Genomic DNA, 17,403 nt, shown 5'->3' with positions numbered 1-17,403 from the left:
ATAAATGACGGATAGAAGAGGAGACGGTGATGAAAAAACTATTAAGCATCGCCATAGCGGGGGCGCTATTAAGCCAGCCAGTATTGGCGGCGGATATGAGCAAGGTATTGCGGGTGGCATTTCCTGCGCCTGAAACCGGTTTTGATCCGGCGAAGGTGTCTGATGTGTATTCCAGCTCGATTACAGAAAACGTATTCGATCCCATGCTCACTTATGACTTTATGGCAAGGCCATCCAAGCTCATCCCGAATACACTGACTGAAATGCCAAAGGTCAGTGAAGATGGCAAGGTGTTAACTTTCCATCTTAAAAAAGGCATTTATTTTGCGCCTGATCCGGTATTTAAGGGCCAAACGCGTGAATTAACCGCGGCTGATTATGTTTATTCATTAAAACGCTTGGTAGATCCTACTACCGGCTCCCCAACTGGCTATTTAATTGCCGGTAAATTCATTGGCTTGGATGAATGGGTTAAAACGGCCAAGAATGGCAAATTAGATTACGACGTCACCGTTGAGGGGATTAAAACCCTTGATCGCTATACTTTGCAATTAACGCTTAAAGATGCTTATCCGGCATTGCAGTATGTATTAGCTATGCCGCATTTGGGCGCAGTTGCGCGCGAAGTCATAGAGGCTTACGCCGATAATACGATGTCGCACCCTGTTGGTACTGGCCCTTATATGGTGAGTGAGTGGAAGCCAGGCACGCATATTTCTCTAGTGGCAAATCCCTATTATAGAAAAAACATTATTGCCTATAAGCCGGGCGATGATATTGGCGATCAGCAGCTCGCTAAAGAAATGAATGGCAAAACTATTCCTGAAGTGGGCCGAATTGAAGTTTCAATCATTCAAGAAGAGCAACCAAGTTGGCTGGCATTTAGAAATGGTGATTTGGATATAAGTAAAATGCCACAGCCGCTGGTGCGTGGCTCTATGTTGCTCGATCCTAATGATCCTTGGCGTGTTGATTTAAAAGCAGATTTAAAGAAAAGAGGGATTAAACTTCACCGCGATTTGGGTGAAGAAATTACCTACTATGTGTTTAATATGAAAGACCCTGTCTTGGGGGGCTTGGGTAAAGAGAAAATTGCTTTACGCCGCGCAATTGCAATGTCTTTTAATACTACAGATACGATTCGTAATATTCGCCGCAACCAGGCGGTAAAAGCGCAATATATTATCCCGCCGAATGTGGCTGGGCATAATCCTAACTTTAGAGCGGCATTTGAATATAACCCCGCTTTAGCGAATGCCTTGCTCGATGAGTTTGGTTATAAATTGGGTGCTGATGGTAAGCGTCATCTACCCGATGGCAAGCCTTTGGTGGTTGATTTCATTACCGGCACTACAGGTATTGATAAGCAGTGGAATGAATATTGGCAAAAAGCTTTTGACCAAATTAAAGTCAAAGTGGCATTTAGACAAATGCAATGGAATGAGCAAGTTAAATCATTGCGTACCTGCACCTATGGTATGGATGGCGCGGCATGGCTGGCAGATTATCCCGATGGCGATAATTTCACTATGATGCTCTATGGCAAGAATATTGGTAGCGAAAATTATGCCTGCTATAGCTCGCCTAAATACGATAAATTATATGAAGCATCACAAAAAATGGTCGATAGCCCAGAGCGTAATGCGCTGTATGATCAAATGAATAAAGTGATGATGGCAGATACGCCTTGGGTTATGGGCGATACACGGTTTAATAACTACTTAACGCATGCTTGGATTAAGGGCTATAAACCCCATCCACAATTTAATACGCTGTGGCGTTATTTGGATATTCAAAAATAATGACTCATTTTGCATATTTTGTGGCTAAGGAAAAATAATGCTCGCATATATTATTCGCCGTGTTTTACAAATGATCCCGACTATCTTCGGGGTGATGTTATTGGTTTTTATCCTATTTTCTGTGGTGGGAGGCGATCCAAGTTTAATCTTGGGTGGTAAGCATTTAACCGAGGAAGTATTAAATAATATTCGTACCCAACTAGGGTTAGATAAAAGTCTGCCAGAGCAGTTCTTGATTTTTGTAAAGCAAGTACTGACTTTAGATTTTGGCACGTCTTGGTCTACCCAGCAGCCGGTATCGCAGATGATTGCGAGCCGTGTTGGCCCATCCTTAACCTTAACCGGTGCTTTGCTGGCTGTAAGCTTGCTGGTGTCCATTCCTTTGGCCGCATTGGTGGCTTACTTTAGGGGCGGTGTAACCGATCGCATTGTGACGATTGCTTGTACCGTGGCGATGTCGATTAGCGCCTTGGTGTATATCGTGGTGGGCCAGTATTTCCTTGCTTATGAATTGGCTTGGTTTCCGGTGCGCGGCTGGGGTGATTCCTTATTCACCAATTTAATGGTTTATGTGCCTTTGCCATTATTAATGGGTCTAATGGTTTCTATTGGCCCAGATATTCGTTTCTATCGCAGCTTTTTTATTGAAGAAATGAATAATGATTATGTGCGTACGGCTAGGGCAAAAGGTTTGTCAGAATCTAAAATTATGCTTAAGCATGTGCTGCGTAATGCGATGATTCCTGTCGTTACTAATGTGATGATGGCATTGCCGTTTTTAATGATGGGGGCGCTGATTCTGGAAAGCTTCTTTGGTATTCCAGGTATGGGTAATGAAGTATTGCTGGCCGTTAATAAAAGCGATTTTCCAGTGATTAAAGCTGTCACCATTTATATTGCGATTGCAACGATGATTTTTAATTTGTTGGCCGATTTGGTTTACAAATTAATTGATCCACGCGTTCAACTTAAATAAACCCTGGGGAAACTTATGAATGCAATTGTTGAAGCTGTGCCGGGGTTGAAGATTGAACCGGCGTCTAAAAGTTTGTGGGCATTGGGTTGGCAGCGCTTAAAGCGTAATAAGGTTGGCTTTATTGCGCTATGGGTGGTCGTGGCTTATTTGTTGATTGCCGTAGGTGGTTGGCTGAATATCGTTGCAAGCAATTGGGCCGAAGAAGTAGCCGTGCCTTACGCACCCCCTTCTTGGATTACTAAGGATAAAGACGAGCAGTTGCCAGCAAAAACGGCAACGGTGGCTGAAGCGCAGCCGATTGTAACCATGCTGCCTCCAGAAGACCCGCTGGCTCAAGAGCTGGAAGCCGCGCAGAAAAACACGGCAAAGTATGCGGATAACAGCCCAGCCAAGCTAGAAACCATGCCGTTTGGTGCGGATTTACGTGGCCGTGGTGTGATTGAAAAAACCATTAAAGGCACTTCAACTTCTATTTTTGTTGGTATTTTTGGTGCGGTGTTGGCGCTGAGTATTGGCACGACCTTGGGAGCGATTTCTGGCTATTTTGGCGGAAAAGTTGATGACTTCTTTACATGGTTTTACAGCATCTTTACTTCTGTTCCCGATATGCTCTTGCTCTTATCTTTTGCTGCGGTAAGCGGGCGTGGGATTAGCACTATTATTATGGTGATGGCGCTGACTAGCTGGACAGGTACTTATCGTCTGGTGCGCGCTGAGTATATGAAGCTTAAAAACCGTGAATACGTGCAAGCCGCCGATGCGATTGGTGCTTCGCATTACCGTCGTATGTTTGTGCATATTTTGCCAAATATCAGCCATTTGCTTTTGGTGCAGTTCTCCTTGATGACGGTTGCCTTGATTAAATACGAAGCTATTTTGTCTTTCCTTGGCTTTGGTGTGGGTGTGCGTCAGGTGAGCTTGGGCTCGATGCTGGCGGAAACGCCCGCTGAATTGGTGCAGGGCTTCTGGTGGCAAATGCTTGCTGTGACGATTGCGATGTCGGTCTTGGTGACGGCGTTTAGCCTGTTGGTGGATGCTTTGCGCGATGCGCTTGATCCAAAAGTTAAATAAGGAGATCGCGACATGTCCTCTGCTGAAAATACCGAAACATTATTATCGGTGCGTAATTTAGTGGTGAATTTTCGTCAGGAAGATGGCGAAAAATTTAGTGCCATCAAAGGCGTAAGTTTCGATATCCCTAAAAATCGTACCGTGGCCTTGGTGGGCGAATCGGGCTCGGGTAAGTCCGTGACTTCGATGGCGATTATGCAATTGCTGCCACCAAATAATACTGAAATTAGCCCTGATAGCCAGATTCTCTTTGAAGGTAAAAATCTATTAGGTTTAAGCGGTAGCGAGCTGCGTAAAATGCGCGGCAAAGATATTGCGATGATTTTCCAGGAGCCGATGAGCTCGTTAAACCCTGTGTTTACCGTGGGCGATCAGGTAGCGGAAACCTTGATGCTTCACGCTGGATTGGGCCGCCGTGCCGCTGCCAAGCGCGCGGTTGAGCTGTTGTTTGAAGTGGGTTTACCTAATCCAAGTGAAAAAGCCAATGCTTATCCGCATCAATTATCAGGCGGGCAGCAACAGCGCGTGATGATCGCCATGGCGATTGCTTGCGAGCCTAAGCTTTTGATTGCTGACGAGCCAACCACGGCGCTGGATGTCACTATCCAAAAGCAAATTTTACAACTGATTGCCGAGCTGCAAAAAAAGCACGGCATGTCGGTACTGTTTATTACTCATGATTTGGGCTTGGTTGGCGAGTTTGCCCATGATGTGGTGGTGATGCGTCATGGCGAAATCCGCGAAACGGGTACGGTAGAGCAGATTTTCGATGCACCTAAAGACAGCTACACCAAGGCACTGCTGGCTTGCAGGCCGCACTTAGATCGCCGCCCAGAGCGCCTTGCAGTGATTGACGATTTCTTAAAGCCAGGTGGCTATGTAGAGCCAGCGGATCGTGTACGCGGCTATAAAAAAGACGATGAAATTGTGCTGGAAGTAAAAGGCTTGGGCAAAGCTTTTGAATCCCGTGAAGGCCTATTTGGTAAGAAAGTATTCCATGCGGCTAAAGATGTATCGTTTAAATTAGCCCGTGGTAAAACGTTGGGTATTGTGGGCGAGTCAGGCTCGGGTAAAACCACAGTTGGATTGACTTTAGTGCGCTTGCATCAAGCCACTAGTGGCCAAGCATTCTTTAATGGTAAAGATCTATTTGCCATGAATGCACGTGAGTTTAATGACTATAAGCGCCGCATCCAGATTATTTTTCAGAATCCGTACGCCTCGCTTAATCCACGTTTTACCGTGGAACAAATCTTAACCGAGCCTATGCAGCTACACGGTATTGGCAGCAGCGCGATGGATAGAATTAAATTAGCGCGTGAGCTGCTGGATAAAGTGGGCTTGCCTGCTGCTGCGCTGGCTAAATATCCACACGAATTTTCGGGTGGGCAGCGGCAGCGGATTGCTATTGCACGTTGCTTAACCATGAAGCCAGAGATTTTAATTTGCGATGAATCGGTATCGGCCTTGGATGTATCGGTGCAAGCGCAGGTGCTGAACTTGCTGCAAGATTTGCAAGATGAATTTAAGCTGTCTTACTTGTTTATTTCGCATGATTTGGCGGTGGTGAAGCATATTTCAGATCAAGTGATGGTGATGAATAAGGGTGAAGTGGTGGAGCAGGCCGATGCAGATGAAATTTATCTGAATCCTAAAGCTTTTTATACCCGAAAATTGCTCTCGTCTATTCCGCAAGGCCGTGGCCGAGTGCAAAATAAGCAATATTTAAATGATGATTTAGTTACTTTATAAATAATTTTAGCTAATTTTAAACCGCTCAGATAAACGCCTGGGCGGTTTTTTTATGTGCGGAACCCGCTGCTTAAATCATTAATTTTATCCCTTTATCCATTTGAGAACGGGCACTAGGCGGCAATGGTCTAATTTAAGTAAGGTGCTCATGTGAAGGGCAATTCTATCAACTTAAGAGAAACGGTATTTGTAGGACGGGTGCAACCTTTGATCGACGTTGAAAAAAATGCGGATTTCACCCGCCCTACGATGATTCAATGTTTGTAATTGTGCGATAAGCCATGGCAAGTGGTTAAGTTAATAGGATTAGGGTTAAGGGGGATCGTTATGTTGCGAGTGCTATTATTTTGTTGTTTATGGTTTATTCATGTAAATGCCTATGCACTTAAAATTGCCATGGTGTTATGGCGGGGGGAAACTGCAGCGGAGCAGGGTTTTCGTGATGAAATGAAAAAACTGGGCTTAAAACCCGATATTACGGTTTTTAACGCCAATCAGGACCGCACTACGCTGGCTACACTATTGCGCACCCAGCTAGAGCCTACTTTGGCCCAATATGACTATGTATATAGCTTTGGCACAACTGCAAGTCAGATGACTAAGCTGTTTTTGCAAGGGCGTAAACCTTTAATATTTAATGTTGTGGCTGATCCCTTAGGCGCAGGGCTGGTGTCGGCGAATAAAAAAGATAATAAAATGATGGCAGGGGTAAGCAATATGGTTTCGCTACCATTACAGATCGCTAACGCCCGTAAATACTTGCCTAGGGGAAGTAAAATGCTGCTGCCAGTGAATCCACGGGAGCAAAATACACAGCTGATTGCTGAGCAATTAAAACCAGTGGCCGCCCAATATAATTGGACATTAGCAACTTGGCGAATTAACCCTGATAAAGCATTAATTAAATCAGAGCTGTTGCGTTTGCAAAAGGATGCTAAAGATAGCGTGGTGTTTATTCCCACAGATAGCTATTTGATTTCGATAGCACCCGAGCTAATGCAAGCACTGAATGAAGCTAATATTGAGACTATTTGTAGCGTAGCCGCATTTATTCCTTATCATTGCAGTATTGGAACCGTTGGCGATTATCAGATACAAGGCAAGTTAGCTGCAGGGATTATTGCTATGCATCAAAAGGGCACTGCCTTGCAGGATATTCCTGTGCAATATGATTTATCTCCTCGTTTAATAACGAGGGATGCGGCGGCACATTAAGGCTGAGCTGGTATTTCTTCAATGAAACACTTGTTTTAACTTACTTGTCATATTGTTCGGTTATGTTGCTGGCCTTACTCTTTTGGATGCGCAGCATGAATCGTCGTCAGTTTTTAAAGTGGACCGGCTTTGTTACTGTTTCTACCGTAGGCCCAGCGTTGTTAGTTGGCTGTAGTAGCAACGACGATGACGCTGTATTGCCTGCCGTGGTGCAGATCCCTTGTAAGTTTCCGCAGAGCATCGCCTCGGGTGATCCGGCGGCCACCAGCATCATGCTATGGACCCGCGTGGTGCCTAGCGATGCAGACGATGTGATATCAACTAAGGCCGCAGATATTGGCCTGCGTTTAGTGATTAGCAGTAGCGATCAATCGGCCTTACTCGGTAGTAATAAGCCGCTGACCAGCATTGTTCATGAAGTGGCACTCACGGCAAAAACCGAGTGGGATCACACCATTCGCCATAAAGTAGAAGGCTTAAACCCAGCCACCACTTATTTCTACCAGTTTATTGCTGGCAATAGCATGAGCCGAGTAGGGCGGTTTAAGACTGCACCTGCGGTAGATGTGGATGTGAATAAGCTGCGCTTTGCTTACTTATCTTGCCAAGATTGGAGCATTAACCACTGGGCTGGCTTTACTGAGCTAGCAAAAGAGCAGTTAGATTTTGTGGTGCATTTGGGGGATTATATTTACGAAACCGTTGGTGAAGACTTCCAAAAAGGCGCTGTAGAGGCGCTACATACGGCGATCAAACTACCGGACGGCCCATTCAAAAATGGTAAAGACGGTGCACGCTTTGCCAATAGCACCGCCGATTACCGCACCCTGTATAAGCAGTATCGCTCTGATGCCCGCTTGCAGGCGGTGCACGAGCGCTTTGCCATGATCGCCATCTGGGATGACCACGAGTTTTCTGATGATTGCTGGGGCGATGCCACCACCTATGACAATGGCAGCTTTGATGCTACCAGTGGCAAGGCGGACAATAAACACGAAACCGAACGCCGCCGCAGCGCCAATCAGGCGTGGTTTGAGTTTATGCCTGCCGATGTGAAGTTTGATATTACGGATAAGGGCTTCCAGAATATCCACCTTTACCGTGATTTCCGCTTTGGTAAATTGTTGCATCTGGTGATGACCGATCAGCGCCTCTACCGTGCCGATCATGTGATTCCTGAAGCGGCAGCAGGTAGCTCGGTGGGTTCGCGTTATATGGTGCCAACGGCGCTGCTAGCGGCGGCTGAAGCAAAAAAAATGGCGGCGGCAAAGCCTTTGGGCGATGAGCTGGCGCTAGTTTCCATCCTTGGTAAAACCCAGCGTGATTGGTGGCAAAACACCATGAAGGCCTCCACGGCAACATGGAAGCTGTGGGGTAATGAGGTTTCCTTACTTAAAATGTGCGTTAACGGTAAATCGCTAACGGCGGCGCCTAAAGATTTCCAAACAGAAATCATCCTGAATGCCGACCAGTGGGATGGCTATAACGCCGAGCGTAAAGCGCTGATGCAGTTTTTAAGCAGCAATCAGATCAAAAACGTGGTGGCCATTACTGGCGATATTCACTCCTTTTATGCGGGCCAGGTTTATGACGATTACACCAGCGGCAAGCCGGTGATGATTGATCTAGTTACCGCTGGTATCAGCAGCGATTCTTTCTACAGCTATTTTGCCAAGGCGGTGAGTGATCCGGCTTCTGCTGCGGTGCAGCCATTAATCTTTACTTCAGAAGCCGCAGCCGAAGGCATTGCCATTCAAATGATTTCGGCCGGCATTGCCATGCAGGCTGGGTTGACGGATCTAAGCAATACCACAGCCATTAAAGCTGCTGTAGGCGGGGCGATTGCAAATGGCTTATTGCCAGCTGCGGCCGTTACGCCAACGGCCGGTTTGTCTAGCGCTGCAATCAATACCTTTAATGAAACGCTGGCTGGGCAAATGGGCGAGTTGATTGGTGGGCAGATTGCTGCGCTGGCAGCGGCCAAAAAATCCGTTGCGGCGCAAACGCTATATGGCATGGTGGCGGGGCAGCTGGCTGCGGCACTGAAGATTCCTGTTGCTAGCGTGCCAGCGGCTGAAGTAATTAAGCGCCTAAATCCGTTTGCCAATCAGGCGGCAGGCACCGCACCGGCGGCAAATAATCCTTGGATTAAATATGCCGACACTGATGCACAGGGCTATACCGTAGTAGAGCTAACCGCGGCAGGCTTAAAAGCAGAGTTCAGAAAAATCACCCGCTTGGAAGGCAATGTTGCACCGCAAAAAGCCATTGAAAAATCGAAAACGATTTTAGTGAAAGCGGGGAGCTTAGATTTAACAATAACGGATTAATACGGCGTATTTAATTGGCTGATAAAAAGGGGAGTAGTATCATGCTCCCCTTTTGCTATTTACATTGGTTGGATATGCAGCGATTTATTTTGATTTTATTTAGCCTATTGGCACTCACTGCCTGCCAGCGCACCGATCCAAATTCCCCCGTCTCTTTACGTAAAGTCACTTTCAAAGAAATGCTGAAATCGCGTGAAGCGATACACGCCATGCTCAATGGCGATAAGCCTTACAAGCAAGATGAGTTACTTAAAGAAGCGATTAAGCTTAAGCAAAAGTCACAGCAGCCTTGGGCTTACTTTGCTGAATTTGCGATTACTCAGCAATCCACAAGTAAGCAACAAGCGGATGCTAAAGATTTTCATGCTGCAGCAGAAAATATGCAGCAGCAAAGTGTTGCCTTAGAGGCTGCGGCTCAATCTGGGCAATCTGAGAATATCCGTGCATCTTACAAGGCCGTAGAAAACGCGTGTATACGCTGCCATCAGCAGTTTAGGCCAGGCTGATTCATTTGGATTAAGGCCACAGCATCCTCATGGCGGTTTACTTGCCAGCAGTCTATTTTGAATGGGAGACAGTTGTTTTCTGTTTGTTTGATTCTGTCTGGCTGACTTGGGATGAGTTTCATATGCTGCAACGATTTTTCCAAATTTGGGAGGGCAAAAGAACATCGAGGCAGCTCGTTTTTAGTACGTTTTTAGTCTCATTTACCCTTCTGCTTGGCGCTTACTTTATCCTACACTGGGCTTGGTGCGCCTTACTTTGCTTGCTAGCGTGGGGTTTGCTATGGCTCTACCTATCCGCGCGGATCGCACTGCAAAGCGCACAAAGGCAAGTGCAGTACGCTGAACAGCAAATAATTGATATTGCAAATGTTTTGCCTCTAGTAGTGTTTCAGATGCGTACCAGTGCGCAAGGGGTGCATCGCTATAACATCATTCATGAGCGAGTGATTGATGTAATTGGTGTATCTGCGGCTGATCTGCGCAAAAACCCTGAGCACCGCTGGCGCAATGCTGACCCACAGGATAAATCTTTTGCACAGCAGGCTTTGCGAGAAGCCGCAGTGCGTTTGCGTGCAGGCGCGGTGGCGGAAAACATTGAAATTATTGTCCGCTTTCACTTTGATGATGCGCTGCACTGGGTAGTGTTTAGTGGTTTTCCGACGGCAATTGAAGCAGATGGCACGGTGATTTGGAATGGTTACTATCAAGATATCACCAAACGAAAAAATGCTGAAGATGCACTGATTAAAAGTGAAAACTATAACAAAATGCTGTTTCAAGAATCACACCGGCCCTTGGTTGTGCATGATCCAGAGGCGAATCGATATATTGATTGCAATATGGCCGCAGTGAGGATTTATGGCTGTACTCAGCGTGATGAGGTAATAGGGAAAAATCCATTAGATTTTTCAGCGCCATTTCAATATGACGGTACAGATAGTAAAACAGCAATGTTGCAGCAGGATCACTCTGCATTAGCGAATGGTATGGAAGTATTTGGATGGCGGCATCAAAGACCAAATGGTGAAATTTGGGATTCCATGACGTATTTAATGTTATTTGAATATCAAGGTAAATCTTTGCTCCAATTCACCTTGGAAGATGTGACCGATAAAAAAAGAATAGAAAAGAAAATACTTTTTAATAGTTATGTAGTTGAAAACTCAGGCCCTTTGATGTGGGTGGATGCAGATACGGCAAGAGTTAGCTATGCAAATAAAGCAGCTCTTGAGCACTTTGGCTATAGCTATGATGAATTTATTGGCTTTCATGTCTCAGATTTTGATCTTGATTTTGATATGGAAGACTATCCTAGTCATTTAAAATTTATCGCTGAAACAGGCCGCCCTATTAACTTTGAAACTCGGCATATTAGGGCTAATGGCGAAATTATAAATGTAGCAATAACCATTTTTTTGGCCGAGGATGATGGTCAGGTGCGGGTGGTTTCCACGGCAAGAGATATCACCGCACTTAAAAAAGCAGAAATTGAAATGCGGCAGGCTAAGGAAATGGCTGAAGAGGCCGCACAGATAAAGGCCGATTTCCTCGCTAATATGAGCCATGAGATTCGCACACCCATGAATGCCATCCTAGGATTAAGCTACTTGGCATTAAAAACCCAACTAACCGCACCGCAACAAAATTATTTAAATAAAATAGAGCAATCAGCTCAACATTTGCTCGGAATTATTAATGATATTTTGGATTTTTCTAAGGTGGAGGCGGGCAAGTTAACGATTGAATCTAATGAATTTGATTTAGAGCTATTATTAGATAATGTAAGTAATTTAATTGCAAATAAATCAAATGATAAAGGATTAGAGCTTGTTTTTGATGTGGCCGCCGATGTGCCGCGCTACTTAATTGGGGATTCGCTGCGTTTAAGTCAAATTTTGGTTAATTACGCCAATAATGCAATCAAGTTTACTGAGCAAGGAGAAGTGGAGATATTGATCCGCCTGCAGGAAATAAGCGCGGAGGATGCTTTGTTTTATTTTGCCGTGAGGGATACGGGGATTGGGCTTACAGAGGAGCAAATTAGCCGCCTCTTTCAAAGCTTTCAGCAGGCAGATACCTCAACCTCACGTAAATATGGCGGCACGGGATTAGGTTTGGCTATTTCTAAAAAATTAGCTGAATTAATGGGAGGGGAAGTAGGGGTACATAGTGAATATGGAAAAGGCTCTACTTTTTGGTTTACGGCAAAGTTGGGTTTAAGTGCGCAAACTAGCCCTGTTTATTTACCAAGCATTAATCTACGTGGTCAGCATATTCTGGTTGTAGATGATAACCAGACAGCGTGTGCCGTTTTGGCGGATATGCTCAGTAGTATGAGCTTTGTGGTGAGTATAGCGAGCTCAGGGCGTGCAGCATTAGCAATGATTCAACAATTCGCCACCACACAACCTATTGATATAGTGTTATTAGATTGGCAAATGCCTGAAATGAATGGAATTGAAACGGCCAAAGCCATTCAAGCATTACCCCTTGATCCTGCACCTCATTTGGCGATGATTACGTCCTATGGGCGCGATGATGTATTGCCTGCTTGTAAAGACATTCATATCCATGAAATCATCAATAAGCCCGTGAATGCTTCGGTATTGTTTGATAGCTTAATGCATCTTATGGGTGGGCTTGGTTCAGTAAGGCCATCGAAAAATGAAATACTTGAAAAAGAATTAAGTGAAGTGAGACAAATTCGTGGCGCAAGAATTTTGTTGGCTGAAGATAATGAATTGAACCAAATGGTTGCATCTGAGTTGTTGCAGGGCTTAGGGCTGCTTGTAGATATTGCAGATAATGGCCTTATTGCTCTAGAAATGGTGCAAAAAAATATTTATGACTTGGTGCTGATGGATATGCAAATGCCCGTTATGGATGGGCTAGAGTCAACGCGTAGTATGCGTGCTATTGCCGAGTTAGCTCAGTTACCTATTGTGGCTATGACAGCCAATGCCATGCAGTTGGATAGAGATCATTGTATGCAAGCGGGCATGGATGATTTTGTAAGCAAGCCGATTGATCCAGAATCATTATATAAAACCTTATTGCGCTGGATACCACTTAGTCGTAGCGCTTTGCTTGAGCCTAATGTGATGCCTGCTCATATTTTAGGTTTGGATTTGGCAGAAGGTTTGCGTTTGGCCCAAGGCCACGCCGCAAGTTACTTTAAGGTGCTGCATGATTTTTGTTTAAATCACGCAATATGGGTGAAGGATATTCGCAGTGCCATAGCTCTGCTGGATTGGCCGTTGGCAGAGCAGCAGGTTGCAGCGTTGAAAATACAGCTTGCAAAGCTTGGGGTCAAAAGTTTGCTCAGGCTGGCGGGGGTTTTAGAGCTGGAAGTTCAAAACCAGCAGGTTAGAGAAGAAACCTTACAGGTGCTTAGTCGTTCTTTGCAAAAGCAAGCGGCTTCGATTCAATCTGCTCTGGGTTTATCCCCGTGATTGATATAAATTTTCTAACGTTTTTGCGCTAACGCTTAAATGGTTGGTGCTGTGCTAGTTCGCTTTGCCATTGGTTTACGGCAAGACGCTCTTTGGCTAGGTGTTGATCAATGGCATCCGCAAAGCCAGCGTGGGCCAGCCAGTGCGCCGATTGAGTGCTAACCGGTACAAAGCCACGGGCCAGTTTATGTGCGCCCTGTGCACCCCCTTCAAATGCATCTAAGCCTGCCTCCAAAGCAAATTCAATGCCTTGGTAAAAGCACAGCTCAAAATGTAGATTGGCCACAAACCCCGCTGGCCCCCATGCCGCGCCCCAATAACGCCCATATAGCCGATCTGGGCCAACAATATTCAGCGCTGCTGCAATCGGTTGGCCTGCTTGGTAAGCTAATACCAGTAAGCAAGCTTGCGGCATGCTGCTGGCTATTTGTAAGAAAAAAGCCAAGCTTAAATAAGGTGTTGAGCGATGTTCCATATAGGTGTTGCTGTAGCAGCGGTAAAAAAAATGCCAGTCTGCCTCACTGATCTCGCTGCCGCGCTTACGGATAATCTTTACTCCCGCATCGCTCACCTTGCGCCGCTCTTGCCGCAGCTTCTTGCGTTTATCGCGGGTGAGTGCATCGCTAAAATCGGCGTAATCGCGCCAATCGCCACGTAGCCAATGAAACTGCACATCGCAGCGCGGGATAAGGCTACTTTGCAGCGCCAGAGTGGCTTCATTGGCCTCAGGAAACAATAGATGAAACGATGAATCGCCTGCTTCTTGCGCAATTGCCACGGCAGCCGCAAGCAAAATTTGCCGCGTGGCATCGTCGTTTGCCAGCAGCCTAGGGCCAGTAATTGGCGTAAAGGGAATCGCGCTGATTAGCTTGGGGTAATAATCTAAGCCATGGCGCTGATACGCATCGGCCCAAGCCCAATCGAACACATATTCGCCATAGGAATGGCTTTTTCGATATAAAGGCATTGCACCAATGAGCTGCTGTGCTTCATCCCTTACGGCTAGATGGCAAGGCTCCCAGCCGCTACGCCCACCCACGGCTGCCGTTTGCTCTAGTGCGGCTAGATAGGCGTGGCTTACAAAAGGTTGCGTGCCAGCCAGCGCATCCCATTCAGTGGCTGCAAGCTCTGTAATTTGCGAGTGAAGGCGAATCATGCCGTTTCCATGTGGGTGATTGTGGGATTGGACGTCGCTATCAACTAAATAACAACTATTGCCAGTTCTTATACATAAAGGAGGGGGCAGAGTACATAAATAGGCGAGTCTGCAAGCGAAGCAACATCATAAATAAGGGAGGAGCGCTGCTTGCTGCGCCCAAGATAAAGCAGCGCCCTCCATTTTGCCTACGAAGTGATGGCTGTGGCTTTTTGTTTTAATGGTGAAAGATTGTGTTTTTATTTTGTAGTCATAAGGTAAGTTATTTTTTGTGCTTAAATCTTGCTGTTTTACGAGCCGTATAGGTTGAATAGGGTGGGGTAATTCCACCGGTCCACAGGTAATATGGATTAGGCCGCTGTGTGGACAAAATAAGGGAAAAAACATGCAACAGAATTTAGCAGTAGGCTTGGTTGGTTTTGGCTATGCGGGGCAGACTTTTCATGCGCCGTTGATTACGGCCACGCCAGGCTTAGATTTGTGCGCGGTGGCATCTAGCCAGCCGCAGCTAGTAGCAGATCGCTATTCCGCAGCAAGGGTGTTGCCCGATGCGCTGGCGCTGATTAAAGACCCTCAGATTGATTTGGTGGTATTGGCCACGCCAAATGCTAGCCACTATCCCTTGGCTTGTGAAGCTTTGGAAGCGGGCAAGCATGTGGTGGTGGATAAGCCATTTACCTTGACCGTGGCTCAGGCGACAGAACTAGCGCTGCGGGCAAAAGACTCAGAAAAGATTTTGTCGATTTTTCATAATCGCCGCTGGGATGCCGATTTCTTAGGCTTAAAAGCGCTACTTGCCAGTGGTCGCCTTGGGCAAATCGCCCAGTTTGATAGCCAATTTGATCGCTATCGCCCGCAAACGCGTGATCGCTGGCGAGAAAATACCGAGCTGGGTAGCGGCCTGTGGTTTGATCTTGGCCCACATCTGATCGATCAAACTCTACAGCTATTTGGCATGCCCCAAGCCGTGTTTGCCGATTTGCAACAGCGCCGAGCCGGTGCGCAAGCCGTGGACGATTTTCATGTGCTGCTGCGCTATCCAACCATGCGGGTAAAATTATCGGCCAGCTGTTTAGTCAGTGGCGGTGCGCCGCGTTATATGCTGCACGGCAGTTCGGCAAGTTTTGAAAAGCAGGGCTTAGACACGCAAGAGAGCCAGCTTAAAGCCGGTTTATTGCCAGACGCAGTAGGCTTTGGGCTGGATCCACTGCCTGGTTTATTGCATCACAGCGTGAATGATCTGGTGAGTAGTGAAGAAATTGTCATGCCGCTGGGGCAATATACAGATTATTACGCTGCGGTTCGCGATGCGGTGCTGGGCTTGGCTAAAAACCCAGTTACGCCGGAAGAAGGCGTATTTATTATGCAAGTACTAGAAGCGGCGCAACAAAGCGCAGCAATCGGGGCTTGGCAATCTATGGAGGCATTTAATGAATAAATGGTGGCTGGTTTTAGCCAGCTTAATGATCAGTAACGTGAGCTTGGCAGAAGAAGTAGGCTCGGTGACCACCGCGTTTAAGCTGATCGGCCGCAATCACCGCGTGCAGGTCGATGCCTTTGATGATCCAAAGGTAGAAGGCGTGACTTGTTATATGTCGCGGGCTAAAACCGGCGGTATTAAAGGCTCGCTGGGCCTTGCCGAGGATAAAGCCGAGTTCTCTATTGCCTGTCGCCAGATCGGCAAACTCACCTTTAAAAAACCGCTGCCATTGAAGGAAGAGGTATTTTCTGAATCGGCATCGCTATTTTTTAAACAAGTGCAGGTCGTGCGCATGGTGGACGTAAAGCGCAACGCGCTCATCTACCTCACCTATTCCGACCGCCTAATCGATGGCAGCCCACAAAACAGCGTGACGGCAGTGTCGGCGGGTGAGGTGAAGATTCCGGTGAAGTAGGGGTATGGACTAACTAGCACATCTTAATAAGAAAAAAGCGCGGCGCAAGTCGCGCTTTTTTTTGTAAAAAATACACGTATTTTATGGATTGAAACGAAAGTTTTTAATGTGTAGTGCTTTCGTTTTGGTTTCATTGTAATTGGCTTTTATATTTGCAGCTTAGCTGACAATTTATGTAGTTTTACTTCTTTTTGATATAAGTGCTGCTGATAATTCTTGGTTTTTTCATAAATACTCTGTTTTTAGCCTATTTTTTTGCTGTATTTTTTACGTATTAATCCTACATTTGTCGTGATTTATTCACTATCTACCTTATGCTAACTAGAAAATATCCACCTTTTAAGTCGAAAATTAATTCGTTGACACGCTTTGTAGTGAAGGAATAGATTGTATTTACTTTCTGCCTGACTTTACTTTTAGCGGCTCAGCAAATGAGCAACAGAGATTGCAATGTCGGATAAAAAATTACCCATAAAACGTATGCAAACGCGGCATGAAAAAATTGTGGATTTATTGCGTCAGCATGCCAGTTGCAATGTTAGCGTGCTGGCCAATGAATTGGGCGTGTCTGCCGTTACTATTCGGCATGATTTAGATGAATTAGAAAAAAGTGGTTGTATTAGCCGCTCATATGGTAGGGCAACGCTTTCTCAAAATTTTTCTTTTGAGCTTGAATTCAGAGAAAAAGAAAATATTCGCTCAGAATCAAAACAATTAATTGCCCAGAGAGCGGCAGAGCTGGTAGACGATGGCGATTCCATTATCGTGGATTCAGGTTCTACCGTAGCTTTATTGGCCCGCCATATTGCCAGCAATAAAAAAATTACTTTAATGACCAATGCTTTGAATCTGGCCAGCGAATTAGTTGCGGATACGCGCTTTACCGTCATGATGACAGGTGGCACGTTGCGGGCAGATTCTTATTCTTTATGTGGGCCAGAGGCTGAACAGGCCGTTAGATTACATCACTTTAATAAATTATTTATTGGTGCAGATGGTATTGATTTGCTCGCTGGCGTAAGCACCACCAACGCTCAGGATGCGCAATTAAACCGTGCCATGTTGGCGGCTTGTGATCAAATTATTTTATTGGCTGATTCCAGTAAATTTGGCAAACGTAGTTTTTGCGTCATTTGCAAAATGCCACGAGTGGATATTTTGGTTACAGACAGTGGGATTAGCGATGAATACCGGCAGGCACTGATAAAGATGGGTGTAACCGTGATTGTGGCGGAATAAAGTTTTTTA

At 45.8% G+C, this 17,403-nt stretch carries 12 protein-coding genes; 11 read left to right on the top strand and 1 reads right to left on the bottom strand.

The genetic code is table 11. The features are described 5' to 3' along the window. Positions 1 to 29: 29 nt before the first annotated feature. The 8 genes from Q0R17_RS19425 (at position 30) to Q0R17_RS19390 (ending at position 13,104) form a co-directional block, all read left to right on the top strand. Complete coding sequence (locus Q0R17_RS19425) at positions 30 to 1,802, top strand: ABC transporter substrate-binding protein (RefSeq protein WP_293938099.1); 1,773 nt, start codon at positions 30 to 32, stop codon at positions 1,800 to 1,802. A gap of 37 nt (positions 1,803 to 1,839) precedes the next feature. Then, a complete protein-coding gene (locus Q0R17_RS19420) occupies positions 1,840 to 2,778 on the top strand; it encodes an ABC transporter permease (protein WP_293938098.1) in 939 nt (312 codons plus the stop codon). Positions 2,779 to 2,793: 15 nt separating this feature from the next. Further along, positions 2,794 to 3,849 carry an ABC transporter permease gene (locus Q0R17_RS19415; RefSeq protein ID WP_293938097.1) on the top strand — a complete coding sequence of 352 codons (1,056 nt, stop codon included), beginning with the start codon at positions 2,794 to 2,796 and terminating at the stop codon, positions 3,847 to 3,849. A gap of 12 nt (positions 3,850 to 3,861) precedes the next feature. Beyond that, the gene (locus Q0R17_RS19410; protein WP_293938095.1) at positions 3,862 to 5,601 is read left to right on the top strand and encodes an ABC transporter ATP-binding protein; all 1,740 of its coding nucleotides are present in this window, start codon (positions 3,862 to 3,864) and stop codon (positions 5,599 to 5,601) included. Between the two features lie 327 nt (positions 5,602 to 5,928). After that, entirely contained in the window at positions 5,929 to 6,816 is an 888-nt protein-coding gene (locus tag Q0R17_RS19405; protein WP_293938094.1) for an ABC transporter substrate-binding protein, read from the top strand. A gap of 95 nt (positions 6,817 to 6,911) precedes the next feature. Continuing rightward, positions 6,912 to 9,146 carry an alkaline phosphatase gene (locus Q0R17_RS19400; protein WP_293938092.1) on the top strand — a complete coding sequence of 745 codons (2,235 nt, stop codon included), beginning with the start codon at positions 6,912 to 6,914 and terminating at the stop codon, positions 9,144 to 9,146. A 41-nt stretch (positions 9,147 to 9,187) separates the two neighbouring features. After that, positions 9,188 to 9,652 carry a cytochrome c gene (locus Q0R17_RS19395; protein ID WP_293938090.1) on the top strand — a complete coding sequence of 155 codons (465 nt, stop codon included), beginning with the start codon at positions 9,188 to 9,190 and terminating at the stop codon, positions 9,650 to 9,652. Between the two features lie 392 nt (positions 9,653 to 10,044). Continuing rightward, entirely contained in the window at positions 10,045 to 13,104 is a 3,060-nt protein-coding gene (locus tag Q0R17_RS19390) for a response regulator (RefSeq protein ID WP_293938088.1), read from the top strand. Positions 13,105 to 13,132: 28 nt separating this feature from the next. On the opposite strand, the gene Q0R17_RS19385 is transcribed toward Q0R17_RS19390, so the two are convergent. After that, positions 13,133 to 14,260, bottom strand: a complete 1,128-nt coding sequence (locus tag Q0R17_RS19385) for a GNAT family N-acetyltransferase (RefSeq protein ID WP_293938087.1) — start codon at positions 14,258 to 14,260, stop codon at positions 13,133 to 13,135. 385 nt (positions 14,261 to 14,645) lie between these two features. On the opposite strand from Q0R17_RS19385, the gene Q0R17_RS19380 reads away from it, so the two are divergent. The 3 genes from Q0R17_RS19380 to agaR all read left to right on the top strand — a co-directional run bounded on the left by Q0R17_RS19380 (position 14,646) and on the right by agaR (position 17,394). Then, on the top strand, positions 14,646 to 15,698 hold the full coding sequence (locus Q0R17_RS19380) for an oxidoreductase (RefSeq protein ID WP_293938085.1): 1,053 nt from the start codon (positions 14,646 to 14,648) through the stop codon (positions 15,696 to 15,698). Continuing rightward, a complete protein-coding gene (locus tag Q0R17_RS19375; protein ID WP_293938083.1) occupies positions 15,691 to 16,155 on the top strand; it encodes a CreA family protein in 465 nt (154 codons plus the stop codon). The genes Q0R17_RS19380 and Q0R17_RS19375 overlap by 8 nt, the downstream gene beginning before the upstream one ends. A gap of 450 nt (positions 16,156 to 16,605) precedes the next feature. Next, positions 16,606 to 17,394, top strand: coding sequence for a transcriptional repressor AgaR (agaR, locus tag Q0R17_RS19370; RefSeq protein ID WP_293938081.1), 789 nt, complete (start codon positions 16,606 to 16,608; stop codon positions 17,392 to 17,394). The last annotated feature ends 9 nt before the right edge of the window (positions 17,395 to 17,403 follow it).

The sequence above is a fragment of the Iodobacter sp. genome, assembly GCF_025352645.1.
GTDB lineage: Bacteria > Pseudomonadota > Gammaproteobacteria > Burkholderiales > Chitinibacteraceae > Iodobacter.
This window is presented reverse-complemented; position numbering and strand designations above follow the sequence as displayed.